Annotated in this window: 28 protein-coding genes and 1 pseudogene; 16 read left to right on the top strand and 13 right to left on the bottom strand. The window is 70.6% G+C overall.

Translation table 11 applies throughout. The annotated features are described in order from the left end of the window. The first annotated feature begins 3 nt into the window (after window positions 1–3). From IH68_RS0119600 to IH68_RS0119570, 7 genes are read left to right on the top strand one after another with little or no spacing between them, the layout of a single operon-like run. Entirely contained in the window at window positions 4–267 is a 264-nt protein-coding gene (locus IH68_RS0119600; protein WP_030936869.1) for a gas vesicle protein GvpG, read from the top strand. Next, window positions 264–971, top strand: a complete 708-nt coding sequence (locus IH68_RS0119595; protein WP_030936867.1) for a hypothetical protein — start codon at window positions 264–266, stop codon at window positions 969–971. Before IH68_RS0119600 ends, IH68_RS0119595 begins: the two co-directional genes overlap by 4 nt. After that, window positions 968–2092, top strand: a complete 1125-nt coding sequence (locus IH68_RS0119590; RefSeq protein WP_030936865.1) for an SRPBCC family protein — start codon at window positions 968–970, stop codon at window positions 2090–2092. The genes IH68_RS0119595 and IH68_RS0119590 overlap by 4 nt, the downstream gene beginning before the upstream one ends. Continuing rightward, the gene (locus IH68_RS0119585) at window positions 2089–2481 is read left to right on the top strand and encodes a gas vesicle protein (protein ID WP_051833556.1); all 393 of its coding nucleotides are present in this window, start codon (window positions 2089–2091) and stop codon (window positions 2479–2481) included. Before IH68_RS0119590 ends, IH68_RS0119585 begins: the two co-directional genes overlap by 4 nt. Continuing rightward, window positions 2478–3245 carry a GvpL/GvpF family gas vesicle protein gene (locus IH68_RS0119580; protein ID WP_030936860.1) on the top strand — a complete coding sequence of 256 codons (768 nt, stop codon included), beginning with the start codon at window positions 2478–2480 and terminating at the stop codon, window positions 3243–3245. Before IH68_RS0119585 ends, IH68_RS0119580 begins: the two co-directional genes overlap by 4 nt. Further along, the gene (locus IH68_RS0119575) at window positions 3242–3430 is read left to right on the top strand and encodes a gas vesicle protein (protein WP_030936857.1); all 189 of its coding nucleotides are present in this window, start codon (window positions 3242–3244) and stop codon (window positions 3428–3430) included. Before IH68_RS0119580 ends, IH68_RS0119575 begins: the two co-directional genes overlap by 4 nt. Next, a complete protein-coding gene (locus IH68_RS0119570) occupies window positions 3427–3711 on the top strand; it encodes a gas vesicle protein K (RefSeq protein WP_030936856.1) in 285 nt (94 codons plus the stop codon). The genes IH68_RS0119575 and IH68_RS0119570 overlap by 4 nt, the downstream gene beginning before the upstream one ends. A gap of 12 nt (window positions 3712–3723) precedes the next feature. Here the strand turns inward: IH68_RS0119570 and IH68_RS0119565 are convergent, their stop codons facing one another. The 3 genes from IH68_RS0119565 to IH68_RS0119555 all read right to left on the bottom strand — a co-directional run bounded on the left by IH68_RS0119565 (window position 3724) and on the right by IH68_RS0119555 (window position 6344). Continuing rightward, window positions 3724–3894 (bottom strand): hypothetical protein, encoded by a 171-nt coding sequence (locus tag IH68_RS0119565; protein WP_030936854.1) that lies wholly within the window; start codon window positions 3892–3894, stop codon window positions 3724–3726. 42 nt (window positions 3895–3936) lie between these two features. Next, complete coding sequence (locus IH68_RS0119560; RefSeq protein WP_030936852.1) at window positions 3937–4758, bottom strand: class I SAM-dependent methyltransferase; 822 nt, start codon at window positions 4756–4758, stop codon at window positions 3937–3939. A gap of 92 nt (window positions 4759–4850) precedes the next feature. Then, a complete protein-coding gene (locus IH68_RS0119555) occupies window positions 4851–6344 on the bottom strand; it encodes a bifunctional phosphatase PAP2/diacylglycerol kinase family protein (RefSeq protein WP_030936850.1) in 1494 nt (497 codons plus the stop codon). 71 nt (window positions 6345–6415) lie between these two features. Here IH68_RS0119555 and IH68_RS0119550 point away from each other — a divergent pair, with 71 nt between their 5' ends. Both IH68_RS0119550 and IH68_RS0119545 read left to right on the top strand, forming a co-directional pair. Further along, on the top strand, window positions 6416–7072 hold the full coding sequence (locus tag IH68_RS0119550; RefSeq protein ID WP_030936848.1) for a histidine phosphatase family protein: 657 nt from the start codon (window positions 6416–6418) through the stop codon (window positions 7070–7072). A gap of 42 nt (window positions 7073–7114) precedes the next feature. Further along, window positions 7115–8734 (top strand): ABC-F family ATP-binding cassette domain-containing protein, encoded by a 1620-nt coding sequence (locus IH68_RS0119545; protein WP_030936845.1) that lies wholly within the window; start codon window positions 7115–7117, stop codon window positions 8732–8734. A gap of 83 nt (window positions 8735–8817) precedes the next feature. On the opposite strand, the gene IH68_RS0119540 is transcribed toward IH68_RS0119545, so the two are convergent. Continuing rightward, a complete protein-coding gene (locus IH68_RS0119540) occupies window positions 8818–9966 on the bottom strand; it encodes a Vms1/Ankzf1 family peptidyl-tRNA hydrolase (protein WP_030936843.1) in 1149 nt (382 codons plus the stop codon). Between the two features lie 53 nt (window positions 9967–10019). Between IH68_RS0119540 and IH68_RS0119535 the strand changes: the two genes are divergently transcribed. Next, on the top strand, window positions 10020–10292 hold the full coding sequence (locus IH68_RS0119535) for a DUF6158 family protein (protein WP_030936841.1): 273 nt from the start codon (window positions 10020–10022) through the stop codon (window positions 10290–10292). Window positions 10293–10640: 348 nt separating this feature from the next. On the opposite strand, the pseudogene IH68_RS59405 reads toward IH68_RS0119535, so the two are convergent. The 5 genes and pseudogenes from IH68_RS59405 to IH68_RS0119510 all read right to left on the bottom strand — a co-directional run. Then, a pseudogene (locus tag IH68_RS59405) lies at window positions 10641–10811 on the bottom strand (catalase); the annotation flags it as partial. Beyond that, the gene (locus tag IH68_RS0119525) at window positions 10786–11328 is read right to left on the bottom strand and encodes a type 1 glutamine amidotransferase domain-containing protein (protein WP_030936839.1); all 543 of its coding nucleotides are present in this window, start codon (window positions 11326–11328) and stop codon (window positions 10786–10788) included. The gene IH68_RS0119525 and the pseudogene IH68_RS59405, both read right to left, overlap by 26 nt. Next, the gene (locus IH68_RS0119520; protein ID WP_234341416.1) at window positions 11310–11990 is read right to left on the bottom strand and encodes a diguanylate cyclase; all 681 of its coding nucleotides are present in this window, start codon (window positions 11988–11990) and stop codon (window positions 11310–11312) included. The genes IH68_RS0119525 and IH68_RS0119520 overlap by 19 nt, the downstream gene beginning before the upstream one ends. Next, window positions 11987–12427, bottom strand: a complete 441-nt coding sequence (locus tag IH68_RS0119515) for a CBS domain-containing protein (RefSeq protein WP_107057485.1) — start codon at window positions 12425–12427, stop codon at window positions 11987–11989. The genes IH68_RS0119520 and IH68_RS0119515 overlap by 4 nt, the downstream gene beginning before the upstream one ends. A gap of 138 nt (window positions 12428–12565) precedes the next feature. Next, the gene (locus tag IH68_RS0119510; protein ID WP_030936833.1) at window positions 12566–12958 is read right to left on the bottom strand and encodes a DUF2795 domain-containing protein; all 393 of its coding nucleotides are present in this window, start codon (window positions 12956–12958) and stop codon (window positions 12566–12568) included. Between the two features lie 127 nt (window positions 12959–13085). Between IH68_RS0119510 and IH68_RS49895 the strand changes: the two genes are divergently transcribed. Beyond that, on the top strand, window positions 13086–13346 hold the full coding sequence (locus IH68_RS49895) for a hypothetical protein (protein WP_037884918.1): 261 nt from the start codon (window positions 13086–13088) through the stop codon (window positions 13344–13346). A 3-nt stretch (window positions 13347–13349) separates the two neighbouring features. Here the strand turns inward: IH68_RS49895 and IH68_RS0119500 are convergent, their stop codons facing one another. From IH68_RS0119500 to IH68_RS0119475, 4 genes are all read right to left on the bottom strand, one after another. Then, entirely contained in the window at window positions 13350–14228 is an 879-nt protein-coding gene (locus IH68_RS0119500) for an LLM class flavin-dependent oxidoreductase (protein WP_030936831.1), read from the bottom strand. Between the two features lie 499 nt (window positions 14229–14727). After that, entirely contained in the window at window positions 14728–15321 is a 594-nt protein-coding gene (locus IH68_RS0119485) for a TetR/AcrR family transcriptional regulator (protein ID WP_030936829.1), read from the bottom strand. A gap of 29 nt (window positions 15322–15350) precedes the next feature. Next, entirely contained in the window at window positions 15351–16439 is a 1089-nt protein-coding gene (locus IH68_RS0119480; protein ID WP_030936827.1) for a tetratricopeptide repeat protein, read from the bottom strand. Then, window positions 16436–17611 (bottom strand): DUF4331 family protein, encoded by a 1176-nt coding sequence (locus IH68_RS0119475; protein WP_051833553.1) that lies wholly within the window; start codon window positions 17609–17611, stop codon window positions 16436–16438. Before IH68_RS0119475 ends, IH68_RS0119480 begins: the two co-directional genes overlap by 4 nt. A gap of 275 nt (window positions 17612–17886) precedes the next feature. Here IH68_RS0119475 and IH68_RS0119470 point away from each other — a divergent pair, with 275 nt between their 5' ends. From IH68_RS0119470 to IH68_RS0119450, 5 genes are all read left to right on the top strand, one after another. After that, a complete protein-coding gene (locus IH68_RS0119470; RefSeq protein WP_030936823.1) occupies window positions 17887–18495 on the top strand; it encodes a hypothetical protein in 609 nt (202 codons plus the stop codon). 13 nt (window positions 18496–18508) lie between these two features. Beyond that, window positions 18509–19849: a Dyp-type peroxidase gene (locus tag IH68_RS0119465; RefSeq protein ID WP_030936821.1), complete on the top strand. Its 1341-nt coding sequence runs from the start codon at window positions 18509–18511 to the stop codon at window positions 19847–19849. A gap of 29 nt (window positions 19850–19878) precedes the next feature. After that, complete coding sequence (locus tag IH68_RS0119460) at window positions 19879–20967, top strand: catalase family protein (protein ID WP_030936820.1); 1089 nt, start codon at window positions 19879–19881, stop codon at window positions 20965–20967. A gap of 57 nt (window positions 20968–21024) precedes the next feature. Next, window positions 21025–21696, top strand: a complete 672-nt coding sequence (locus IH68_RS0119455) for a TetR family transcriptional regulator (protein WP_234341415.1) — start codon at window positions 21025–21027, stop codon at window positions 21694–21696. A 102-nt stretch (window positions 21697–21798) separates the two neighbouring features. Then, window positions 21799–23721: a Stk1 family PASTA domain-containing Ser/Thr kinase gene (locus IH68_RS0119450; protein WP_051833550.1), complete on the top strand. Its 1923-nt coding sequence runs from the start codon at window positions 21799–21801 to the stop codon at window positions 23719–23721. Window positions 23722–24167 lie beyond the last annotated feature (446 nt).

The raw sequence follows: 24167 nt of genomic DNA, 5'->3' as shown, positions 1-24167 counted from the left end.
GCCGTGGGGCTGATCAAGGAGCTGGTCCTGCTGCCCTTCGCCCCGGTACGCGGGAGCGGGTGGGTGATCGGGCAGGTGCTGCAAGAGGCGGAACGGATCTATTACGACCCGGCCACCATCAGGGCCGAACTCGCCCAACTCGAGGAGCAGTTGGAGGCGGGCGAGATCGACGAGGAGGAGTTCGACCGACAGGAGGACGAACTTCTGGACCGGATGGAAATCGGCCTGCGCGGTGGCGCGGCCCCAGGGAACTGGACGACAGGATGAACCGAGTGGGACTTGGCCTCGCAATAGGGGCCGGATACGTCCTCGGACGTACGAAGAAGATGAAACTGGCGTTCGCCGTCGGAACCTTGGTGGCCGGCAAGCGGATGCATCTCAGCCCGCGGGCACTCGCGGACCTGGCATCCCAGCAGCTGCAGAACAATCCGCAGTTCAAGGAGATCGGGGACCAGCTGCGCGAGGACCTGCGCGGCGTCGGCAAGGCGGCCTCGGGCGCGATGGTGGAGCGGCAGATCGACGCCCTCGCCGACCGCCTCCACGGACGCACCGCCCAGGTCCGCGACCAGCTCTCGGGAGTGACGGACGGGGCGACGGACCTCCTTGAGGACGACGAGAACGAGGAGTCGGAGGAGAACGAGGACGAGGAGCCGCAGGACGAGTACGAGGACGAGGAGCCGGACAACGAGGAGAGGGACGAGGAGTCGGAGGCCGAGGAGGAGCCTTCGGCCGAAGAGACCGAGCGGGTTCCAGCGAGGAAGACCGCCAAGAAGGCTGTGAAGAAGACCCCTGCCAAGAAGACGGCGGCGAAGCGGGCTCCTGCCAAGAAGGCGCCGGCCAAGAAGACCGCGACGAAGCAGACGCCGGCCAAGAAGACCGCCAAGAAGACGGCCGCCCGCAAGACGGCCGCCGCCAGGGGCGGCGCCCGCTCAGCCCGGGCCCGCCTGCCGAAGGGAGGCGGTGAGCGATGACCGAGACACTTGGATCGGCGACCTCCGAGGCGCGCGGCGCCAAAGGGGCGACCGGCCCGCTGACAGACATGGCGAAGAGCGAGGCCGCCGATCGGCTGAAGGCCGAACTGCAGGAGTACCTCGCCGCACAGACCACGCGCCTGCTCGTCGGCGTCGGCCGCAAGCTCGGCGAGACCACCGGCAAGCTGAACGACATCGCCGAGGGGAACAGCCCGGGCTTCGCCAAGCTCGCCCTCGACGGCGGCCGCAAGCTCGCCGAGGGCAAGGGCCCGCTGCGTACCGCCCTGGAGGTCGGCGCCACACGTGCCAAGGACAACGTCGTCGGTGCCTTCAAGAACCTCGGCGGCGGCAAGGGCAAGCGCAAGGGCGGGTCGGGCAACAAGCCCACCGTCATCCTCGAGTACGTCGACGTCGGCGTGCCGCTGCGCACGGCCTACGACCAGTGGACCCAGTACCAGGACTTCAGCACCTTCGCCAAGGGCGTCAAGAGCGCGAACCGCGCCGACGACACCCAGTCCGACTGGCAGCTGAAGATCTTCTGGTCCAACCGCAGCTGGAAGGCGAAGACCACCGAGCAGGTGCCGGACGACCGGATCTCCTGGACCTCGGAGGGCTCCAAGGGCACCACGAAGGGTGTCGTCTCCTTCCACACGCTCGGCGACAACCTCACCCGCATCGTGCTGGTCATCGAGTACTACCCCAAGGGTCTGTTCGAGAAGACCGGCAACATCTGGCGCGCCCAGGGCCGCCGGGCCCGCCTGGACCTCAAGAACTTCGTCCGCTTCGTCACCCTCAAGGGAGAGGCCGCGGACAGCTGGCGCGGCGAGATCCGCGACGGTGAGGTCGTCCAGAGCCACGAGGACGCGATCGCCGAGGAGGAGGCCGCTCAGGAGGGCGACGAGTCGTACGAGGACGAGGGCGAGGACGAGAACGGCGAGTACGAGGAGGAAGAGGAGGCCACGGGGGAGGACGAGCCCGAGGAGGAAGAAGCGGGCCGAGCGGAACTGGAAGAGGGCGAGGAGCCCGAGGACGAGTACGAGTACGAGGAGGAGGGCGAGGAGGACGGCGAGGAGGAGCCTGAGCCCGAGTACGAGTACGCCGACGGCGGAGGCCGTCGATGAGCATGGCCGGCCGGCTGCCCGAGCCCTACGGACAGGGGTCGGGCGCCAACCTTGCCGACATCCTGGAGCGCGTTCTCGACAAGGGCATTGTGATCGCCGGTGACATCCGGATCAACCTGCTCGACATCGAGCTCCTCACCATCAAACTCCGTCTGATCGTCGCCTCGGTCGACAAGGCGAAGGAGATGGGTATCGACTGGTGGGAGGACGATCCCGCATTGTCCTCCGGTGCCCGCCGCAAGGAACTCGCCCGGGAGAACGCCGAGCTGCGCGAGCGCCTCGCACAGCTGGAGCCCGGCCGCGAGAGGCGCGAAGAGAGGCGCGAAGACAGGCGCGAAGACAGGCGCAAAGAGAGGCGCGAAGACAGGCGCGAAGAGGAGGCCCCATGACCGGACTGCGGTACGTCTACGCCGTCTGCCGCCCCTTGGGTGCGCCCCTGCAGTCCCAGTTGAAAGGCGTGGCGGGCGACCCGCCCAGACTGCTGACCCACCACGGTCTGATCGCCGTGGTCAGCCATGTGCCGGAGCGGGACTTCGCTGAGGAACCGCTCCGCAGGCGTCTGGAGGACCTGGACTGGCTGACGGAGACGGCGCGGGCCCATCAGAGTGTGATCGACGCGCTCACCGTCGTCACCACTCCGCTGCCGCTGCGGCTCGCGACCGTCTTCCGGGACGACAGCGGTGTCCGCGTGATGATGGAGGCGCGTGAGGACGACTTCCGGCGCACCCTCGACCGGCTGGAGGGGCGGGTGGAATGGGGTGTCAAGGTGTACGCCGAAATCGAGCCCGAGGAACGCGACGCACCCGCACAGAAGGCGGCGTCGGGCCGGGAATATCTGCGCCAGCGGCGTATGCGGGTGCGGGAGAACGAGGACATGTGGAAGCAGACCGAGGAGTTCGCCGAGCACCTGCACGCGGCGCTTTCCGCGTACGCCGATGATTCCCGATTGCACGCTCCGCAGAATCCCGCACTGTCCGGAGTCTCCGGCCGGAATGTTCTCAACGCCGCCTATCTGGTGTCCCGGCGTGATTCCGAGGAATTCGTGGAACTGCTGGACCGGAGCAAGGACGAAACAAAGCTGAACAGTCCGGAGATACGAGTCGAACTCACCGGCCCGTGGGCCGCCTATTCCTTTGCGGGGGAAGAGTCGTGACGGTCGTCGAACGCCGTGAGATCGCCCTTGTGGACCTGCTCGACCGGCTGCTCGCCGGCGGGGTCGTCATCACGGGGGACATCACCCTGCGCATCGCGGACGTCGATCTCGTCCGCATCGACCTGAACGCGCTGATCAGCTCGGTCAACGAGCAAGTTCCGTCTCCCTGGGGGGAGTTGACATGACCCAGCGCCGCAACCGGCTGGACCTGGAACCCGACACCGTCGAGCGCGACCTCGTCAAACTCGTCCTGACCGTCGTGGAACTGCTGCGCCAGCTCATGGAACGCCAGGCGCTGCGCCGCTTCGACACCGGCGAGCTCAGCGAGGACCAGGAGGAGCGGATCGGCCTCACCCTCATGCTCCTGGACGACCGCATGACCGAACTGCGCGAGCGCTACGGACTGCGGCCCGAGGACCTCAATCTGGACCTCGGGCCGCTCGGACCGTTGCTTCCCAGGGAATAACTCCCGCTTAACTCACCACCGGTACCAGCGGCCCCGGTGTCCGGCCGCTGTCGTGCCGCGTACCAGGAATCCCAGCAGCCACACCACGAGAACCGCCAGTGCAATCCACCACAGTGCCTTCAGTGCGAATCCTGCGCCGAAGAGAATCAGCGCCAGGAGCAATACGAGCAGGACGGCAACCATAATTTGAACCTCCTGTTCTCCGGGTATCCCAAAAGCAGGGATTCAGGCACTCTTTCGGCACAGAATCTCTCCGTGCAGTACGCAGAACCAGCCGTTGTCCCGGCGCCCCCATTCCCGCCAGGCGTCCGATACGGCCGTCAGTTGCTCCACCGTCGCATGCCCGCCCTCCGTGGCCCGCTTCGCATACGCCGACGCCAGCGTCCGGTCGGCCCACAGCCCGCTCCACCACGCGCGCTCCTCGGCCGTGGAGAAGGTCCAGGTGCTGGACGTGGCGGTGATGTCGGCCAGGCCCGCCTGCAGCGCCCAGGCCTTCAGCCGCCGCCCGGCGTCCGGCTCGCCGCCGTTGGCGCGGGCCACCCGCCGGTACAGGTCCAACCAGTCGTCCATCCCCTGGGACGCGGGATACCAGGCCATGGCCGCGTAGTCCGAGTCGCGGACGGCGATGAACCCGCCCGGTTTCGTCACCCGCACCATCTCCCGCAGCGCCTGCACCGGATCGCCCACGTGCTGCAGCACCTGGTGCGCGTGGACCACGCAGAACGTGTCGTCGGGGTAGTCCAGGGCGTGCACGTCCGCGACCGCGAAGCCGACGTTCGTCAGGCCCCGTCCGGCGGCCGTGGCCCGGGCCTGGTCCAGGATTCCCGGCGCATGGTCCACGCCGGTGACGTGTCCGTCGGGGACCAGTGCCGCCAGGTCGGCGGTGATCGTGCCCGGCCCGCAGCCGATGTCCAGGATCTGCATGTGGGGCTTCAGCGAACCGAGCAGATACGCCGCGGAGTTGGCGGCGGTCCGCCAGGTGTGGGAGCGCAGCACCGACTCGTGGTGCCCGTGCGTGTAGACGGCGGTCTCCTGCGGCTTCGACATGGCTGAACTCCCCTGTCCGGTCGGTACGCATCACCGTACGCGCGCATGTCGAATTGTGAGACCAGCGTTTTGCAATGTGGACTGACAGGGCGTCAGCCGGTGGTGAGCGGGCGATACACCGTCAGCGCCTCGGGGAGCTTCTCCAGCGTCACTTCGCCCTCCGCCTCGGTGACTTCGCCGTCGTGGGCGAGGAGTGTGCCGGGGGCGACTCCCTCCAGGTGCAGGCGGCTCACCTGGACCGCCGCGTGGGCGGGGGAGCGGGTCAGTGGGCCCGCCAGGGCGGCGGCGAGCAGCCGCAGCGCGGGACGGCGGCCGCCGTGCACCACCCGTACGTCGAGCTGTCCGTCCGCGAGATCGAGTCGGCGGCCGGGCGCCAGGCCCATCCGGTGGTAGGTGCCGTTGCCGACGAACAGCAGCCACAGCGGGCGGGTCTGGCCGCCGAACTCGGCCTCCAGCGGATGCCGGCCCGTGCGCAGGACGCGTAGGACCGCGAGCACCCCGGCCGGCCAGCCGCCGATCCGGCGCGACCAGCGGTCCCGCACGCGCACCAGCTCCGGGTAGACGCCCAGGCTGCAGGTGTTGAGGAAGACGCCCTGCTGCTTGCCGCAGACGAACCGGCCGACGTCCACGCGCACAGCCTCGCCCTGCTGGACGGCCCGGCTCAGATCGCGGACGTCCTCCACCCCCAGGTCGTAGGCGAAGTGGTTCAGGGTGCCGCCGGGCAGCACCGCGAGCGGCAGGTCGTGGCGCAGGGCGACCTCGGCGGCCGTGTTGACCGTGCCGTCGCCGCCGCACACGCCGAGGACCCGGGCGTGGGCCGCGGCCTTCTCCAACTCGGCCCGTAGGTCGCCGGGTTGGCACTGGACGACCTCGGCGGCCGGCAGGCTGTCCCGCAGGGCGCGCACCCGGTCGGCGGTGCCGGAGCCGTTGTTGGCCACCACGACCAGGCCCTCGCCGTCCGGCAGCGCCGCGACCTCGGCGCGGGGCCTGGCCGGCGGGACGAGCTGGGCGCGGGTCGGCACCAGACCGCGTACGGCGTAGGCGGCGCCCGCGCCCAGGGCGGCTCCCGCGAGCACGTCGCTCGGGAAGTGCACCCCGGTGTAGACGCGGGAGAGCGCCACGGACCAGGCGACCGGGGCCACCGCCGCACCCCAGGCCGGCGACTCCAGTGCGACGCCGGTGGCGAACGCCGCCGCCGACGCGGAGTGCCCGGACGGGAACGAGGTCGTGATCGGCTGCCGCTTCAGCTGCCGCACCAGCGGCACGGGATCCAGCACCGGCCGGGGGCGGCGCACCGAGCGCTTGCCGAGCGTGTTGATCGTCAGGGAGGCCAGGCTGAGCGAGGCGAGACCGCGCGCGGCGGCCCGCCGGGCCCGCGGGGTACGGCTCGCCGCCATGGCGGCGGCCGCCGCGAACCACAGCACACCGTGGTTCGCGCTTCGGCTCAGCCGGGGCAGCACACGCTCGGCGGCCGGCCAGTTCCGCTCGGCGGCGAACTCGAAGAGACGGCAGTCGAGGGCGAGCAGCCGGCTGCGCAGCGGGTGCGGGCCGGGCTTCGGGACGGTGAGGTCGACGTCGGGGCTCATGTGATGCCGGGTACCCTGAAGTGCCCGTTTCTTGTCCCGCGGGCGGTGATCGACACCCGGAGGGCCCCTGCATGCGTCTGCTCCTCATACGTCACGGTCAGACCCCCTCGAACGTCGATTGCCTGCTCGACACCGCCGTCCCGGGACCGGGCCTGACCGCACTCGGCGAGCAGCAGGCCGCCGCCCTCCCCGCGGCGCTCGCCGACGAGGACATCGAGGCCCTGTACGTCTCCACCCTGGTCCGCACGCAGCTCACCGCCGCCCCGCTGGCCGCCGCCCGCGGCCTCGACGTCCTGGTCCGGGACGGCATCCGCGAGCTCACCGCGGGCGACCTGGAGATGCTGCCCGGCGACACCGAGCAGGGCGCGCTCTACATGAAGACCGTGTTCGCGTGGGCGGCCGGCGACACGGAGCTGCGGATGCCGGGCGGCGAGAGCGGCGCCGAGGCGCTCGCCCGCTACGACGCCGTCGTCGCCGAGGCCGCGGGCAGCGGCGCCGGGACGGTCGCCATGGTCAGCCACGGCGCCGCGATCCGCATGTGGACCGCGGCCCGCGCCGACAACGTCGACGTCCCCTTCGCCGCCGCCCGCCCCCTCGACAACACCGGCGTGGTGATCCTGGAGGGCTCGCCCGCCGACGGCTGGAAGGCCCTGTCGTGGGCGGGCGCCGTGGTGGCCCCGGCGGGCGAGGGCGGACCCGCGGGCCGCCCCCTGGACGAAACCGCATAAGCGTTTGCCCGACCCCCGGCACGCCCCGCAGAATGCCTCCTCATGGGACATCTGGAAGCCGCGCACCTCGAGTACTACCTCCCCGACGGGAGGGCGCTGCTCGGCGATGTGTCGTTCCGGGTGGGCGAAGGGGCCGCCGTGGCCCTCGTGGGACCCAACGGCGCAGGCAAGACGACGCTGCTGCGGCTGATCTCCGGCGAGCTGAAACCGCACGGCGGCACGGTCACCGTCAGTGGCGGCCTCGGCGTGATGCGGCAGTTCGTGGGGTCCGTACGGGACGAGACGACCGTACGGGACCTGCTGGTGTCCGTGGCGCCGCCCCGCATCCGCGAGGCCGCGCAGGCCGTCGACAAGGCCGAGCACGGCATCATGACCGTCGACGACGAGGCGGCCCAGCTGCAGTATGCGCAGGCCCTCGCGGACTGGGCCGAGGCGCGTGGGTACGAGGCGGAGACGCTGTGGGACATGTGCACCACGGCCGCGCTCGGGGTGCCGTACGAGAAGGCGCAGTTCCGTCAGGTGCGCACGCTGTCCGGCGGTGAGCAGAAGCGGCTCGTGCTGGAGGCGCTGCTGCGCGGCACGGACGAGGTGCTGCTGCTCGACGAGCCCGACAACTACCTCGACGTGCCCGGCAAGCGCTGGCTGGAGGAGCGGCTGAAGGAGACCCGCAAGACGGTCCTCTTCGTCTCCCACGACCGTGAACTCCTCGCCCGCGCCGCGGAGAAGATCGTGTCGGTGGAGCCCTCGCCGGCCGGGGCGGACGCCTGGGTGCACGGCGGCAGTTTCGCCACGTACCACGACGCCCGGCGCGAACGCTTCGCCCGCTTCGAGGAGCTGCGCCGCCGCTGGGACGAGAAGCACGCCCAGCTGAAGAAGCTGGTCCTGAACCTCCGTCAGGCGGCGTCCATCAGCCATGAGCTGGCGTCCCGCTATCAGGCGGCGCAGACCCGCCTGCGCAAGTTCGAGGAGGCGGGCCCGCCGCCGGAGCCGCCGCGCGAGCAGGACATCACGATGCGGCTCAAGGGCGGACGCACCGGGATAAGGGCCGTCACCTGCAAGGGACTTGAGCTGACCGGCCTGATGAAGCCCTTCGATCTGGAGGTCTTCTACGGCGAGCGGGTCGCCGTCCTGGGCTCCAACGGCTCAGGCAAGTCGCACTTCCTGCGGCTGCTGGCCGGCGACGAGGTGGCGCACACGGGGGAGTGGAAGCTCGGAGCGCGGGTCGTGGCCGGGCACTTCGCGCAGACGCACGCCCACCCCGAGCTCCAGGGCCGCAAGCTGCTGGACATCCTGTGGCAGGAACACTCCCAGGACCGGGGCGCGGCGATGTCCCGACTGCGCCGCTACGAGCTGACGGCCCAGGCCGAGCAGACGTTCGATCGGCTGTCCGGGGGGCAGCAGGCCCGCTTCCAGATCCTGCTGCTGGAGTTGGAGGGCGTCACGGCCCTGCTGCTGGACGAGCCGACCGACAACCTGGACCTGGAGTCCGCCGAGGCGCTCCAGGAGGGGCTGGAGGCCTTCGACGGCACCGTGCTTGCGGTCACGCATGACCGCTGGTTCGCTCGGTCCTTCGACCGGTATCTGGTCTTCGGCAGTGACGGGCGCGTCCGCGAGACCGCCGAGCCGGTGTGGGACGAGCGGCGTGTGGAGCGCGTCCGGTAGGCACCACTCAGCCCGTCCGGCATTTGAGGGCGAGACCCGTTCAGGGCCGAGGCGGGGGTCTGGGGGCGGCCGCCCCCGGACGCTCACGTCCAGCGCAACAGTGCGCCCAGGCCGCCCGCCGGGATCTGGCCGCCGCTCGCCTCCGCCGCCGGTGCCACGGACAGGGCCGGGGCGCCCGTCGTCACCGCCGATCGGATCAGGGCGTCGTCCGCGCGGGCCGGCCAGGAGCGCTGTTCGCCGAGGATCTTCAGGTCCGTGCGGCGGACCGCCGGCTGGTCGGGGTCCTCGCCGATCCACACCTCGCGGTGGGCGTCGGGTCCGTCGGGACGGATCAGCAGCTCGTCGATGCGGTGCTCGCGGGCGGCCTCGACCAGGGCGGGAACGCCCTCCACGGCCCCGGAGCGCCCCTCGGAGTCCGGTTCGCGGGCCGCCAGGAACCGTTCCAGCTCCCGTTCCGCCCGCTGCCGTACATGCTCCGTGCGGGCCTGCTCGACATCCTCGTCGAGCAGCCTGCTGCCGGTGCCGTGCGGGGCCTCCACGACCATGTCCTGCAGCCGCCGGGGCAGCCGGTCGTGCACCGCCCGCTTCTCCCGCTCGTTGCCCACGAGAACCAGCAGGTCGGCGTGGGTCTCCTCCTGGCAGACGACGAGCGCGTCGGCGATCTCGGCCGCGTTGTGCTCCCAGGTGTTCTCCACCTTCAGCTGGAAGTGCCGCACCGACCAGTCCCGCGTGCTCGTACGGTGGACCGGCCACTGCCGCCCGCTGACCGTGTCGGCCCCCTGCTGGCCCAGCGAGGTGCGCAGCTCGAAGTCCGCGCCCTTGCGGTCGATGTACGCCACCACGCAGGCCGGGTTCTCACCGGCCAGCTCCAGCAGGGGCGCGGTGTGCGGCAGCGGCGCCCAGTGGGCGCTGTTGCTCCCCCACTGCCTAAAGGGCGTGGGAGGTGCCCCCAGCGGGGGCCGGGCCAGCGGCGGGTCCAGCACGACCTGGCCGGCCCTGGCGAACAGGGCTCGCCCGTTGGGCTCGGAAGAGTGCTGCAGCTCGTCGAGGGCCTCCTGGACGGCCTGGCAGGTCGCCTGGTCGGCCCCCTGCCCGTCGAGGTCGCGGGCGAGCGCCACCGCCGCCAGGTGGCGTTCGTGGGGCGTGTCCTCCGTATGCCGGGAGGTGTCGACGTAGACGGAGGCCCAGGGGCCCGGATGTTCGTAGAGTGGATGCAGGAAAGCGAGATCCATGGCTCCCTCCCGGATGCCGCTCGGAACTGGCACCGGGTGGGTACCCGGACCGCATGGACGAACACGACGAGCGGGGTGCCACCATGACCGGAGTCGACCCCAGCCGGCTGGACGACCAGCAGCTCATGAAGGAGCTGGAGACGATCCACCGCACGCGCCACGACACGCTGCTGTACGCCTCGACGGACGCGCTGCGGGCCCACAACGATCGCATGGCCCAGCTGGAGGGCGAGTACCTGCGCCGCAACCCGCGGCGCATGGTGGCCGCGGGCCGCACCCGTGAAGGCGCACGGGACCGCCGGTGCGGGGAGTCGGCGACTCCCTGAACCACGGCGCCTCCTCAGTGGTGCACCGCGGTCCCAGTGCCGGTGCGCCACTATCGCGCTGACGAACGCCTGTACGAGCTCGGTGTCCGTGGTGCCCGGTGGCGTGTCCGTCACCACGTGCCGGTCCCCGGTGGACAGCCGCAGGCCCTCGGGTTCCAGGGCGGACAGGACGCCCACGCCCGAGCCGAGCGCGCCCACCGGCAGGCGTCCCGCACGAATCTCAGGCGCGTCCGGGTCCTTCGCCGCAGCCCGGCTCCGTCGTCCCCGCCGGGCAGCAGCACCGCGTCGTACAGCACGGAGGCGACTGTCGGCAGTGAACTCCGCGCAGGACTCATACGGTTCGAAGAAGCCGTACGCGCCTGCGCCCCGCGCATGCTCCACCCGCTCGGGGATGCGTTTGTGGTCGAAATGGGTCAGCGCTCGCCCGCGGCCGGCGAGTCGGCGGCGTGGAAGGAGACGCGCTGCTGCTGCTTCCGGTCGGCGGGGGAGCCCATCAGCCGGCCCCCTCTGCGAACACATGCAGGAAGGCGTCGCAGAACGCCTTCAGATCGTCCGGCTTGCGGCTGGTGACCAGCTTGCCGGTGCCGTTGTCGTCGATCTTCACCTGCTCGTCGACCCAGGTGCCGCCCGCGTTGCGGATGTCGGTCCTGAGGCTCGGCCAGGAGGTCAGCTCACGGCCCCGTACGACGTCCGCCTCGACCAGCGTCCAGGGGGCGTGGCAGATCGCTGCGACGGGACGGCCCTGGTCGAAGAAGTCCCGTACGAACGCGACGGCCTTCTCGTCCATGCGCAGGAAGTCGGGGTTGGCCACACCGCCCGGCAGGACCAGTGCGCCGAAGGAGGCGGCCGAGGTCTCGCCCACCACCTCGTCCACGGGGAAGGTGTCCGCCTTGTCGAGATGGTCGAAGGCCTGGATGCGGCCGGGCTTGGTCGACACCAGCACTGGTTCGTGGCCCGCGTCCTTCGCCGCCTGCCACGGATCGGTGAGCTCGATCTGCTCGACACCCTCGGGTGCGGTCAGGAATGCGATACGCATGATGGTTCAACGTCCTTTCCCAGCAAGCCAGTTGGCTTCGTCGGACGTGGCGCGCTTCTGTTGCGGCGGCCCGCGCGCACACAGCGCACGAGCTCCTCGCCGTACGGCAGCACCACACAGGTGCCGATCGCGGCGGCGATGCCCGCGAGATAGCCGCGGGACAGCGGGCGGCGGCGCGGCACCAGACGCCAGGCGTCCGTGCGGCCTCCGCCACCGCGCAGCAGTGCCTTGACCTGGTCGGCGTGCAGACACATCAGCGCGGACAGCGCGCCGTACGGCAGCGACTCGAGGAAGCTGTGGATGTGCTGCTCCAGCGGCGTGACCTCCCGGTCGCTCTTCACCGCGGTACGCACGTCCCACAGCGCGGTCGCCTCGTGCACCGCGGCGCCGCCCAACTGCACTGCCAGAAGCAGCGGGTTGACCTCGTAGCGCAAGGTCAGCGCGATGGGGATGCCGACCTCCGCCATCATCAGAGAATGGATGAGCGACTCCTTGGTGCCCGCCGTGTCCTCGATGCGGCTGCGCCGGTGCATCACCCAGTCGGCGAGGCCGGGCACGAACCAGCCGGGCAGCAGCCCGTACAGCAGGTAGCGGGTGGTCACATCACCGACGTCGACCTTGACCCCGGCGGCGCTGATCTCGGCGGCCTGGTCCCGGCTCATAGGCTGCCGCGGCCGTCCGGCACGGCAAGGCTGATCTCGGCGAGCGTCGAGTCAGGGTCCTGCACCGTGGCCAGATCACCGAGGCTCACCATCCCGACCGGCAGCCCGTCCTCCACGACCGGCAGCCGGCGGACGGCGTGCGCGCGCATGAGCGCCACGGCGGCCGAGACGGGATCGTCCGGGCCGACCAGTACCGGATCCGGGGTGCACACGGACTGTGCGCTCACCGTCAGCGGATCGGCGCCGTCCGCCACCGCCCGCACCGTGATGTCACGATCGGTGAGCACCCCCACGACCTGCTGCCCGTCGGCCACCAGCACATCGCCGATGCCCTGTGCCCGCATCAACTGCGCCGCCTCGACGAGTGACGCGTCCGGGCGGACGGCGACCACGCCCGGCGTCATGACCTCCCTGACGAAAACCGCGCTCACTGCCATCACTGTGGGTCGTTCCTCCGTTCCCGGCCCGTGGCCGTCGTCGGGGTGACGCCGCCCGCAGTACCCCTGGGCCCGGGGCCTATGCGTGACGGCGGCCCCCGTAATCCGGCAGGCCGCAGGATCCGGCCGGGCCCGGGTCTACGTCCGTCGCTCCCGTCCGGTCCCGGCGAGGGCCTCCGCCAGCTCCTGGACGGTGGCGTAGCGCGCCGAGCGCGGCAGTCGCTCCACGGGGTCGATCAGGGCGTCGGGTGCGTAGGCCCGGCGCAGCTCGTGGACGAGCTCGCGGGGGCTCGCGGGGAACACACGGCGGTTCAGGTGCCGGGCCAGTTCGGTACGGACCGCGGCCAGGGACGCGCGGGAACGTCCGGGTGTGATCGGCCCGCCCGCGACCTCCGGGTCGTCGTCGGCGGTGGGCTCCGGGTCGTGCCATTCCTCGGTCCGAGTGGGGTGCCCGGACCGGAGCAGACCCTGCAGTTCGTGCTTCATCTCTTCGTCACGGTGGACGCTCAGCCGGTCACTGCCTCGCTGCATGACTCACTCCAGATCCTCAGGGTGGGCACCGCGTACCCGAAGACCGGAGGCCGACACAGGGTTTGCGCCCCGAAAGCCGGGAACCCGTCAATCGCCCTCCACGCACATCCTCGGGGAGGAAACGGCCATGGCACTGCTCGCCGTGATCATCCCGCTTCTCATGCTCGGCATGGTGCTTGCACTGGGCCGTTACGAGGAGCTCCTGCTGCCCATGAAGAAGGCCGACCCGAGCGATGACGCCCCGGTCGGCCCCCTCGGCGCGACAGTGCCACTCCCGGTCCTGCGGGTCCCGCGACGCCCGGTCCGAGTGGTTGCTTCAGGAACGAGTGCGGCCAGGCCCGCGCGCCGGGGGCGCCACCGCCACCCTGCCCCGCACTCTCCTCGCTGACCCTCAGCCCCGCCGCCCGGTCGCCTTCAACAGGGCCTCCAACTGCCGCAGCGGCTCCGCGCCCGCGATCCGCAGGACGACCGTGTCCGCGCCGGCCGCCGCAAGCTCGCCGATCCGTTCCGCGGCCTGCGAGGCGGGCCCCGCGACGGTGAACACCTCGTCCTGCGGGCGGCCGAGCCAGGCGGCGTGCCCCTCGATGTGCGGGCGCAGGGCGCGAGCCACCTCGTCGGCGTCGTCGCCGACGGAGGCGAAGGCGAGGACCGTCAGGGTGTGGTCGGGCGCGGCGCCGCCCTTGGCGGTCAGCGCGCGGGCGCTCTCCAGGTCCGCGGGTCCGTGCCCCTCGGTGATCACGGTGCCGTCCGCGACCCGGCCGGACAGTTCGAGCGAACGGGGCCGTACGACGCCCGCGACCACCGGCGGCACCTCGGCCGGCGGATGCACCAACTCGACGCCCTCCAGGCGGACTTCACGCCCCGCCAGCTCCACCCGCTGCCCGCGCAGCAAGCTGCGCACCGAGGTGACCGTCTCCTCCAGCAGGGCGAGCGGCGAGCGCGGCGCGACGCCCACCTGGGCCATCCACTCCCGCACCCCGTGCCCGATCCCGGCCACCAGCCGCCCCGGGAACACCCGTGCCAGCGTGGCCAGTTCCATCGCCAGCAGCGCCGGGCTGCGCAGCGGGGCGGGCGCGATGCCGATGCCCACCCGGATGCGTTCCGTCGCTCCCAGAGCGACGGCCGCCGCCGACACGCCGCCGTTCCACCCGAGGTCCTCGACCACCCAAAGGTCGTCCACCCCGAGCGCCTCGGTCTGCCGCGCGAACCCGGGCAGCTCTTCCGGCGCCCAGTCGCGGTCGTACATCACACCGATCCGTACGTTCGTCATGCCCGGAACCTATGTGCCGGTGACATGCCGATCAACGGCGTTTCCAGGAGCGGAGTCCAGCTCGATCTCCGTGACCTCCAACACCTCAGCCAACCGCGCGACTTCCTCCCGTAAGCCCTCCACCCGACCGCAGGCTGCCGACTCTCGCTCCTCCAGCATTCCCAGCACCGACGCCACCGCGCACCCCTCGACCATGCAGCGGACACAAGACGTCGCGATGCCTCCCTCAAACCCAAGCGAAACCATGCCTGACCAGCAGGAATCAAGGGATCACGTTCGGTTGGGATACGGCTTCTGAGGATCGGGGGCGCGGTCGACGATCCAGACGCCTCGTCCCCGGTCGGCCAGGAAGGCCACGAGCGCGAGCAGGAGCGCGCCTCCTGTCACGGCTTGTGCGCCGACTGTCCCGAGGGGGCCGCCGGCGCACAGGACGGTCATGGTGACCGCCGCCCATTCCACGGGAGCGAGCAGTCGACGTAGTGGGGTCGAACCGGAATCGCTACGGCGCCCACGCCCGTAGTGCCGCATCCACCACCGCATCCACCGTGTCGTGACCGAGCCGGGCGCCCACAAGAAAACGCTGGTAGACGAGTGGGCCGACAGCCGTCATGGCGAACGTCTCGGCCGTGACGTCATCGCGCAGCCGCCCCCGGTTGACGGCCGCAGTGATGGCGGGCCGCAGGGCGTCCACCATCTGGGTCAGCAGTGTCTGTCGGAGGTGCTGCATCCCGTCGTCGTACTGTGCCCCGCCCAGTACGGCGGCGAGAACCGCCCCGGCCTGGGCGTCGTCGAGCCGCTCGCCGAGCTGGCGCAGGTAATGGACCAGCTCGGCGCGCGGCTCATCACCTGACGCCGCCCGCACGTCCTCGGGCGCCGGTGACAGGGGCGGCATACCAGCCTGCAGCGCCGCCAGACGGAGACCGAGCACGTCGGGCCAGTGGCGGTACACCGTGGCCCGGCCGACCCCGGCTCGGGTGGCAACCGCTTGGTGCGTGACGGCCTCCAGGCCGCCCTCGGTGAGCAGCGTGGTGGCCGCGGCCACCATGGCCTCGCGGCTGCGCACCTGGCGTGGATCGACTCGTTCCTCCTGCATGCGCCGCCCTTCGTGTGAGACAAGTTGCCTCACATGCTAGTCGCAGGGCTTCTTGGTCCGGAGGTATCTGTCAGCCTGCCGCTAGCCTCGCGGGCGCGCCGGACCAGCGCGTACGAGCGGCTTGTCTGCCGCATGACCATGGTCTGCAGGGCGAGTTGGAGCCCTCGGTCGACATCACATCCGACCATGAGCCAGAAGTCGGCGGCGTGGTCGGCATACGCCTCCGGGTGGCGTGTCACCAGTTCCTCGTAGCGTCTCGCTGCCCGGTCCCGCCACGGTTGGGCCTCCTGGTGGCGGCCTGCCGCTCGCAGGGTAAGCGCGAGGTGGGCGATGTACTCGGGGTCGTCGCTCGTCTCCGCCAGCGGGCGCAGGCGGGTCACAGCGGTCTCGGGGTCACCCAGGAGCAGGTCGACCTCGGCGAGATGACCGGTCGCCGGGGCATGGCCCGGCACGCGGCGCCGGGCCGCGTCGAACCAGGACCGAGCCGTGGGCAGGTCACCTTCGCGCAGCCACATCACCCCGCGGCGGAAGTCCAGTTGGGCAAGCGGGAAGGGCGAGACACCCCGGTGAGCGGCGCGCGCCTCGTCGAACACGTGCTCCGCCTCGGCGGTCTCGCCGCGTTCCGCCTGGAGCACGGCGAGAGCCGACAGCATCGTGAAGTCGGACTGGTGGAGGGCTGCGCTCCGCAGCAAGGAGTGGGCTTCGGCGTAGCAGCCGACCGCTTGCAGGATCGCCGCCCGTTCCGCGTCCAGAGTGGCCTGCGCCGCGCCGGCCCGGCCCGCCGCGTCGAGGTCGGCCATGGCCTCGGCGAACCGGTGCAGGGTTGCCCGGGTGCGGGCCCGGGCCAGCAGGGCGGCACTGTCGTCAGGTGCGTTCCACACCATCTGTTCGGAGAGCTGGGCGGCTTGCTCGTAGTCGGCGACGCGGCCCAGGAGGTGCCCGCGCATGGTCAGGAGGTCGACCAGGACGGCCTGTTGGGCGATGACGAGGGGTGCGGTGGAGTCCGCCCCGCGTACGGGTGCGGCCAGGCCGTCGATCTGGGCCGACAGGTTCACCAGGGCCAGGGTGCCGTCGGTCGTGACCAGTTCCTGGTCGGTCGGCTCGCGCCGGTTCTTCATGCTGCTTCCTCTTCCGGCTCCGGCGGGGCGAGCAGCGCGGTCATCACCGTCATGAGGTCCGGCGGGTTCGGGTTGGGGGCCACGAGGTATGGGAAGTCGTGCGTGGCCGGCCGGGTGGCCTGGTCGACGCCGTCGCTGATGCGCGGGCCGTCGACGCCGCCCACCAGGAGTGTGTAGAGGGTGTCCACGATGTCGTCGTTGGGCGCACGCCCGCCGCAGGTCGTGTGGGGGCGTCCGGCGAGCAGCGCGGCCTCGATCTCGAAGCAGCTGTCCTCGGCGAACGGCTTGGAGATGTCGACGACGAGGAAGTCGGCCAGGAGGAGTTCCGTCAGCGGGTGGGTGCCGTGGTCGTCCGGCGGCCAGACGAGCTTGCCGTCGAGGCGGTCGAAGAAGGCCAGGTTGGCATTGAACCGCGCCCGGTAGGCCTCGACGTAGTCCGGCCGTAGAGCGAAGGCGTCCTCCTCGTTGTAGAGGTCGCGGATCTCCAGGTCGCTGTTGACGGGGTCGTAGCTCTTGCTCGCCAGGACGACATTCTTGATCTCGGGGCGGCCCATGCGTTCCAGCCGCACCGGGCGCCCGCCGGAGGTGACGGTCTCGCCCACGACGCCGAGCAGGGGGCCACAGTCCAGGCCGAACACCACCTCGGGGTCCACCTCGACGACGATGCTCAGCACGTTCATCCCTTCGAGGACGTTGTCCGCGCCGGGACGGAAGGCCAGCTTCTGGGTGGCGTCGGCGGCCAGTACGCCTGCGAGGTCGATGAAAAACGGGTCGAGTCGCGGTCCGGCGAAGATCCTCAGCCCTTCGGCCTCGGCGGGTGTGTCGCCGCCTACCTGGAACAGGACCTGCTCACCGCTGGGCGTCGTGCAGGTGCCAATCTGGACCGGTTCGTCGCTGCCGGGGATCTGACCGGGCTTGGCGAAGGTGAAGTCGAGGCCGTACTCGGGGTCGCCGACAGTGAACGCGGCCCGGCCTGCCGCCGGGGCGACCGGCCGGACCCGGAAGCGGTAGGTGATCGCGTCGGAGAACAGCGCGGTGGGAGCGGCGGCCGGGAACACGTCGAGGACGAGCACCAGGCAGCCGGGGCGGTCCGGGCTGGGGAAGGCGAAGACGTCAGCGACGTCGGACGCGGGGTCGAAGAGGATGCGCGGTCCGGAGAAGTGATCCGCCATCGGGAGCTCCTTCGAGTGATGGGTGTGTCGAGGTGCGCCTCTGTGAGACAGAATGACTCACAAAGAGTCTGCGAGTCAATCTGTCTCATAGTGGCGCGAGTCATGTGACTACCTGCGAGTAGCGCGTTGACAAGCCCGAAGCAGCGAACTGATGATGTAATCAATCCTGCGGGGATGGTCAGAAAGTGGGACCCATTCCGCTTGCACGCCACCCTGCGGTGGCCTATTTGTGGCGATACATGAAGTATTGCCGCCCACGCCCAAGGAGAGGCGCCATGAGCGAGACAGACCTGCACGCCAAGTTCCAGCAGTTCCCCGGTGCGGTCCGCGAGAAGGTCGAGACCGCCTTGTGGGACGCGGCGATCGCCCTCAAGGTCAAGGCCGCCGAGATCCTCGTCGACAAGGCGGAGATGGCCGAACACGCGGTCACCACCGCCGGCCGGATCGGTGCCAAGAGCGGTGAGGTGTCCGAGCTGACGACGATCCTGCCGCTGAAGCCGAACGGCGCGGCGCACCTGCGGAAGTTCTTCCGGCTGATCGGAGGGAACCTGGCGGGCGCCGGTCAGGTCGGCACCCTGCACAACATGCGGTTCGTGTTCCTCGAGAACGACACGAAGCTGCTGTTCGCGACCGCCTTCGACGGCGAGTGGGACGCGTACATCGACGACTTCGCCACCAAGATCCCCGAGATGATGGACTACCTGTTCAGCAATGTCGAGGGCTGGCCCGGCATCGCCGCGCCGGACGTGAAGGACTTCATCGTCAAGTACCAGATCCCGGCGGAGGCGTGGTTCGTCGCCCACCCCAACCTCACCGTCGCGGAGGGCCACCGGCTCAAGCGGCAGGAGGCCGCCGTGCAGCGTTTCCTGTCAGACCTCAACTGAAGGCAGGCGCACCATGCCTTCCCCGCTGTTCCGGCGGCTGCGCCGCCCGCCCACCCTGGACCTCGACGACATCCAGGCGACCCTGCTGCGGGCCCGGCCCGAACCCTACTTCGGCACCCACGCGATCCTGGAGATCACCGAACCGGCCGCGGGCAGGGAACTGTTGCGCCGACTGGCGCCGCGGGTGACCTCGGCGGCGCGCTGGGACGAACCGCAGCCGTCCTGGCTGGCCGTCGCCCTCAGCTACCAGGGTCTGGTCGCACTGGGGCTGCCGGAAAGCTCACTGGCCTCCTTCCCGGCCAACTTCCGCGCCGGGATGGCCGCCCGCGCCGAGCGGCTGCGGGACACCGGCGTGAACGCGCCGGACCGCTGGGAGTTCCCCTTCGGCACCCCGCGCGTGCATGCCGCCGTCACGGTGTATGCCGCGAGCGAGGACGACTGGCGGGCTGAAGTCGCCGCCTACGAGAAGGAATTGGGCGAGGTCCCTGGCGTACGGTTGCTGTCGCACCAGGACTTCGCGGCCGACGGGTTCAACGTCTTCGGCTACCGGGACGGCTTCAGCCAGCCGGTGGTCGAGGGCAGTGGCGCCGAACCTCTGCCCGGCGACGGACGGCCCATCAAGGCCGGCGAATTCGTCCTCGGCTACCCGAGCGAGACCGGCGTACCGCTGCCCGTACCCGCTCCGGACGTTCTGGGCCGCAACGGCACGTACGTCGTCTTCCGCAAGTACCACTCCCACGTCGCGGCCTTCAACAAGTGGCTGCACGACAACGCCTCCACCGAGGCCGAACGTGAACTGCTGGCCGCCAAGTTGGTCGGCCGCTGGCGCAGCGGCGCACCGCTCGCCCTGACCCCGGAACGGGACACCCCCGCGATCGGCGAGGACCCGAACCGGATCAACGACTTCGACTACTCCGCCGACCCGCGCGGGCTGCGCACCCCGCTCGGCTCCCACATCCGGCGGATGAACCCGCGCGACACCAAGCTGACGGTCCTCAGCGACGTCAACATCCGCCGCATCATCCGGCGCGGCACCTCCTACGGCACCCCGCTGCCCCCCGACCGCCTCAAGGACGACGGCACACCGCGCGGCCTGGACTTCATCGCCCTCGGCGCCCGGGCCATCGACAACGTCGAGTTCCTGCAGAGCGAATGGGTCGGCTCCGGCAACTTCATGGGCCTGGGCAAGGAGAAGGACCCGATGATCTCGCTCCAGGACAAGGGCGCCTACTTCACCGTGCCCGGGACCCCGCCGCGCCGGGTGCAGAACATCCAGTCCTTCAACACCCTCCTCGGCGGCGAGTACTTCTTCATGCCGAGCCTGTCCGCCATCCGCTGGCTCGGCAGCAACTGACCCCCCCACCTCGCGCGAAGGCACTGCCCATGACCTCGTACGTCCGCTACAGCCCCGACCTCGAACAGCCCTTTCCGGACGAGGACGAACTCGTCCGCCAGGTCGTCGCGGCCATGGGCAAGGCCAACCAGCAGGTCGCCGACAAACACCGCCACGGCCTGCGCGACGCCCACGCCAAGAGCCACGGCGTCCTCGCCGGCGAGCTGCGCATCCAGCCCGACCTGCCCGCCCACCTCGCCCAGGGGCTCTTCGCCGCACCGGTCACCTACCCGGTGATCGTCCGCTTCTCCTCCGCCCCCGGCGACCTGCGCTCCGACCAGGTGCCCGTCCAGCGCGGCCTCGCGATGAAGGTGATCGGCGCACCTGGGCCGCGCGCCATCGAGGACGGCTTCACCACCCAGGACTTCCTCCTCGTCAACCACCCCACCCTGCCCTTCGGCAACATCGCCGAATACGCCAAACTCCAGGGCATCCTGGAGAAACAGCCCGGCCAGAGCGACCAGCAGCTCCAGCTCACCGGCGCAGCCGCCCGAGTGGCCGCCAAGGCCCTCACACGCGTCGGACGTCCGCTGCCGCCCGCCGTCGAGACCCTGGCCGCCGCCAACGACCACATCCTCGGCGAGACCTTCCACTCCATGGCCGCGCTGCGCTACGGCGACCACGTGGCGAAGATGTCCGCCGCGCCCCGCTCGGCGAACGTCAAGGCCCTCACCGGCAGCCACGTCGACAAGAACGCCGGCGAGTCGGCTCTGCGCGACCTCGTCGTCGACTTCTTCGCGGGCAACGGCGCCGAGTACGACATCCGCGCCCAGCTGTGCACGGACATCGACCGGATGCCGGTGGAGGACGCCTCGGTCCTGTGGCCCGAGGAACTGTCACCGCACCAGACCGTGGCCGTGCTGCATCTGCCCGCCCAGGACGCCTACAGCGACGCCCGCCGCCGCTACGCCGACGACGTCCTGTCCTTCAGCCCCTGGCACGCCCTGGAGGCCCACCGCCCGCTGGGCTCGATCATGCGCTCCCGCCGCGCCGCGTACCCCGCCTCCAGCGACTTCCGGCACCGCTTCAACGGCATCGAGCCGCAGGAACCCTCCGACATCAAGGAGCTGCCCGCCTGACCAGGTCCCGACCGACCCCGGATGCGGCCGCGGGTCGGTCGGGACCCGCATGCCAGAATGGAGAAGTCCCTTCTCCATCCCGGTTTCTTCGAGGTTCTCGCCGTGTCCCAGCCCGTCGGCCGTGTGCCCCAGCGACGCAACGCACGGTCCAACCGGGCGCGCATCCTCGCCACCGCCCGCCAGGAGCTCGGCCGGAACCCCGACATCACCCTGGAGGAGCTCGCCCGCGCCTCCGGTGTCGTACGGCGCACGCTGTTCGGGCACTTCCCCGGCAGGGCAGCGCTCCTGGACGCGCTGGCCGAGGAGGCCGCCGAGGCCCTTCAGGCCGCCGTCGCGGTCGGCGCGGGGGTGACGGAACCGGCCGACCGGGCGCTCGCCCACTTCACGTTGGCGCTCTGGCCCGTGGGCGACCGGTACCGGATGCTCCTGGCGCTGGCCCGACGGGACCTCGGCATGGAGCGTGTCGCCGGGATCCTGGAGCCCGCCCGGGTCAGGGTCACGGCCATCCTGGAGCAGGGACAACGGGACGGCGTCTTCCACACCCACCTGTCGGCCCCGGTGCTGAGCGTCGGCCTGGAGGCGATGACGGTCGCCCTGCTGGAGGAGGTCAACACCGGGGCCCTGGAGGACGACGGCGCCCGGGTGGCCGTCACCACGCTCATCGCGGCCGGTGTGCCGGAGAAGCGGGCACAGATCGTCGTCGAAGAGGTGGCCGCCGCCGAGGGGTGAGATCCTCCCGCAGTCCGACGTGACCCCGGTGCGAAGCGCCGGGGTCTTTCCGTGTCCGCCCTCACTTCTTTAGTTACCCTCAGATGTGCAATTATCTTGTGCATGAACTTCGGTGGCCCAGACGATCTGGCCTTCTCCCAGCCTGCGCCGGTGGCGGTCCTCGGCGACAGGTACGAACTGCGGCTGCTGCTCGGCTCCGGGGGCATGGCCGAGGTGCATCTCGCGCACGATCTCCGGCTCGACCGCAGCGTCGCGGTGAAGACTCCGCGCACCGACCTCGCCCACGATCCGGCGCTCATGGAGCGGTTTCGGCGGGAGGCCCAGTCCACCGCCTCGCTCAACCACCCGGCCATCGCCGCCGTCTACGACACGGGCGAACACTTCTCGTACGGGTGGCAGTTGCCGTATCTCGTGATGGAGTACGTCGACGGCACCACCCTGCGCGAGGCCCTGCACTCCGGACCACCGCTGACCGTCGAACGCGCCATGGAGGTGACGGCGGGCGTCCTGGAGGCGCTCGCCCATTCCCACCAGCACGGCATCGTGCACCGGGACATCAAGCCGGCCAACGTCATGGTGACCTGGTCCGGTCAGGTCAAGGTCATGGACTTCGGCATCGCCCGTGACGAACGGGACGTCGGCATGACCCAGACCTCCCTGGTGATCGGCACCGCGCAGTACCTCTCCCCGGAGCAGGCGATGGGACACGCCGTCGACGCCCGCTCCGACCTGTACTCGGTGGGCTGCCTTCTGTACGAACTCCTCACCCTGCGCCCGCCGTTCACCGGTGAATCGCCGATGGCGGTGATGTACCAGCACGTTCAGGAGGAACCGCGACCGCCGAGTCTCTACAACCCCGAGGTCGGACCGAGGGTCGACACAATCGTCCTGCGGGCCCTCACGAAGGATCCCGCGTACCGCTACCAGTCCGCGCAGGAGATGCTCGCCGACGTGGATGCGTGCCTCGGGGCGCAGACCGTCGTGGACCGGGCGTTCGACAGCGTCGACGAGGAGCCGGACGGCGATGACGCGGCGGGGACAGGTCGCCGAAGAAGCAGCAGCGCCGTGCTGATCGGGATGGGTGTCGCGTTCGTCGTCGTGGCGCTCGTGCTCGGCTGGTTCATGTTCGGGCGCGGTGCGGCCGTCGGCGGCAGGACGGACGTACCCGATTTCGTCGGCCAGACCCTGGAGGAGGCCCGGCGCACGGCGGACAACGTCGAGCTCACGCTCACCGTCACCAAGAAGGAGCCCTGCGCGGACCAGCCCAAGGGGCACATCTGCGAGCAGACCCCACTGGACGGCCGGCTCGACAAGGGAGAGGCGGTGTCGGTCACCGTCTCCACCGGCGCACCGAAGGTCGAGGTGCCGGACGTCACGGACAAGGACGAGGACGACGCGTCGCGCATCCTGGAGGACAAGGGCTTCAAGGTGAAACTACGGCACAAGGTGTCCGCCGAGGACGCCGGGACCGTCCTGGAGCAGGATCCGGCCGGCGGCGAGAGCGTCGAGAAGGGCACCGAGATCACCCTCACGGTGGCCAAGGAGGCCGAGAAGGCCACGGTTCCCGACCTCACCGGCAGCACCCTGAGCGAGGCCCGCAAGCTGCTCGCCGAGCACGACCTCGAACTGGGCGACAGCACCGAGGTGGAAAGCAGCGCCGCGGCCGGGACCGTCGTCGAACAGAGCGTCGCCGCGGGAGATGAGGTCGAGCCCGGTTCGTCGGTCGACGTCCGGATCGCAAAGTCGGTGCAGACCGTGCAGATTCCGGCGGACATCATCGGCAAGACTCTTGCCGAGGTCCAGAACGAACTGGGTGGCCTCGGCCTCCAGGTGACCGTCGCCTCCGGGTACGCCCAGGCCTCCGACGCCGTGGTCACTTCCAGCACCCCGGCGGCCGGGAGCGAGGTCGAGGCGGGCAGCGCGGTGGTCGTTGTCACCGAGGAGGCCCAGGACGCGTCGTCGGACGACGGGACACCCACCGACGACACGGCGACGACGCCGGGGGCGACGAACGGCGGCCAGTGAGACGTCGCTGACACCACCGGACTGTATCGAGCCCTCAACCGGCCATGCGCGGTTGAGGGCCCTCTGCTGTCTTCCTTGGGAAGGTCACCCTGTCGATGACCGGGTCCCGGGTGTCGGGGAATGAACGCTCGAAGGGCTCCCGTACCTCGGCTCGGAACTCCTCCGGGGCGTGTTCCGACGTCCCATCCGTGATCTGGTGACGGGGCTCAGCGAGAGCGCCGTCCTCCCGCCCTGGCTGCCAGCCCTCGAATGGTGCCTGCGCAGTGCGCTCCACCGCGAGCGGCCCGGCGGACGCGTCTTCAAGACGAGCCGCTGGCCCGTGGCACTGCCGGGGCACGGACGCGGCACATTGGCCGGCCACCCGCATGGCCGGACGCCGCCAGGCACGCGCTTCGACCGCCTGGGCCTGCACCATTGCGACCCGGTTGAGGATCTCCAGCTCCCCG

The organism is Streptomyces sp. NRRL S-646 (assembly GCF_000720765.1).
In the GTDB taxonomy this organism is placed as follows: domain Bacteria; phylum Actinomycetota; class Actinomycetes; order Streptomycetales; family Streptomycetaceae; genus Streptomyces.
This window is presented reverse-complemented; position numbering and strand designations above follow the sequence as displayed.

Bases quoted from the DNA above. Each gene is read 5' to 3' on its own strand.
- IH68_RS0119595 (WP_030936867.1), top strand. From the start codon at position 264: ATGAACCGAGTGGGACTTGGCCTCGCAATAGGGGCCGGATACGTCCTC.
- IH68_RS0119590 (WP_030936865.1), top strand. From the start codon at position 968: ATGACCGAGACACTTGGATCGGCGACCTCCGAGGCGCGCGGCGCCAAA.
- IH68_RS0119585 (WP_051833556.1), top strand. From the start codon at position 2,089: ATGAGCATGGCCGGCCGGCTGCCCGAGCCCTACGGACAGGGGTCGGGC.
- IH68_RS0119580 (WP_030936860.1), top strand. From the start codon at position 2,478: ATGACCGGACTGCGGTACGTCTACGCCGTCTGCCGCCCCTTGGGTGCG.
- IH68_RS0119570 (WP_030936856.1), top strand. From the start codon at position 3,427: ATGACCCAGCGCCGCAACCGGCTGGACCTGGAACCCGACACCGTCGAG.
- IH68_RS0119565 (WP_030936854.1), bottom strand. From the start codon at position 3,894: ATGGTTGCCGTCCTGCTCGTATTGCTCCTGGCGCTGATTCTCTTCGGC.
- IH68_RS0119560 (WP_030936852.1), bottom strand. From the start codon at position 4,758: ATGTCGAAGCCGCAGGAGACCGCCGTCTACACGCACGGGCACCACGAG.
- IH68_RS0119555 (WP_030936850.1), bottom strand. From the start codon at position 6,344: ATGAGCCCCGACGTCGACCTCACCGTCCCGAAGCCCGGCCCGCACCCG.
- IH68_RS0119550 (WP_030936848.1), top strand. From the start codon at position 6,416: ATGCGTCTGCTCCTCATACGTCACGGTCAGACCCCCTCGAACGTCGAT.
- IH68_RS0119545 (WP_030936845.1), top strand. From the start codon at position 7,115: ATGGGACATCTGGAAGCCGCGCACCTCGAGTACTACCTCCCCGACGGG.
- IH68_RS0119540 (WP_030936843.1), bottom strand. From the start codon at position 9,966: ATGGATCTCGCTTTCCTGCATCCACTCTACGAACATCCGGGCCCCTGG.
- IH68_RS0119535 (WP_030936841.1), top strand. From the start codon at position 10,020: ATGGACGAACACGACGAGCGGGGTGCCACCATGACCGGAGTCGACCCC.
- IH68_RS0119525 (WP_030936839.1), bottom strand. From the start codon at position 11,328: ATGCGTATCGCATTCCTGACCGCACCCGAGGGTGTCGAGCAGATCGAG.
- IH68_RS0119520 (WP_234341416.1), bottom strand. From the start codon at position 11,990: ATGAGCCGGGACCAGGCCGCCGAGATCAGCGCCGCCGGGGTCAAGGTC.
- IH68_RS0119515 (WP_107057485.1), bottom strand. From the start codon at position 12,427: ATGGCAGTGAGCGCGGTTTTCGTCAGGGAGGTCATGACGCCGGGCGTG.
- IH68_RS0119510 (WP_030936833.1), bottom strand. From the start codon at position 12,958: ATGCAGCGAGGCAGTGACCGGCTGAGCGTCCACCGTGACGAAGAGATG.
- IH68_RS49895 (WP_037884918.1), top strand. From the start codon at position 13,086: ATGGCACTGCTCGCCGTGATCATCCCGCTTCTCATGCTCGGCATGGTG.
- IH68_RS0119500 (WP_030936831.1), bottom strand. From the start codon at position 14,228: ATGACGAACGTACGGATCGGTGTGATGTACGACCGCGACTGGGCGCCG.
- IH68_RS0119485 (WP_030936829.1), bottom strand. From the start codon at position 15,321: ATGCAGGAGGAACGAGTCGATCCACGCCAGGTGCGCAGCCGCGAGGCC.
- IH68_RS0119480 (WP_030936827.1), bottom strand. From the start codon at position 16,439: ATGAAGAACCGGCGCGAGCCGACCGACCAGGAACTGGTCACGACCGAC.
- IH68_RS0119475 (WP_051833553.1), bottom strand. From the start codon at position 17,611: ATGGCGGATCACTTCTCCGGACCGCGCATCCTCTTCGACCCCGCGTCC.
- IH68_RS0119470 (WP_030936823.1), top strand. From the start codon at position 17,887: ATGAGCGAGACAGACCTGCACGCCAAGTTCCAGCAGTTCCCCGGTGCG.
- IH68_RS0119465 (WP_030936821.1), top strand. From the start codon at position 18,509: ATGCCTTCCCCGCTGTTCCGGCGGCTGCGCCGCCCGCCCACCCTGGAC.
- IH68_RS0119460 (WP_030936820.1), top strand. From the start codon at position 19,879: ATGACCTCGTACGTCCGCTACAGCCCCGACCTCGAACAGCCCTTTCCG.
- IH68_RS0119455 (WP_234341415.1), top strand. From the start codon at position 21,025: ATGGAGAAGTCCCTTCTCCATCCCGGTTTCTTCGAGGTTCTCGCCGTG.
- IH68_RS0119450 (WP_051833550.1), top strand. From the start codon at position 21,799: ATGAACTTCGGTGGCCCAGACGATCTGGCCTTCTCCCAGCCTGCGCCG.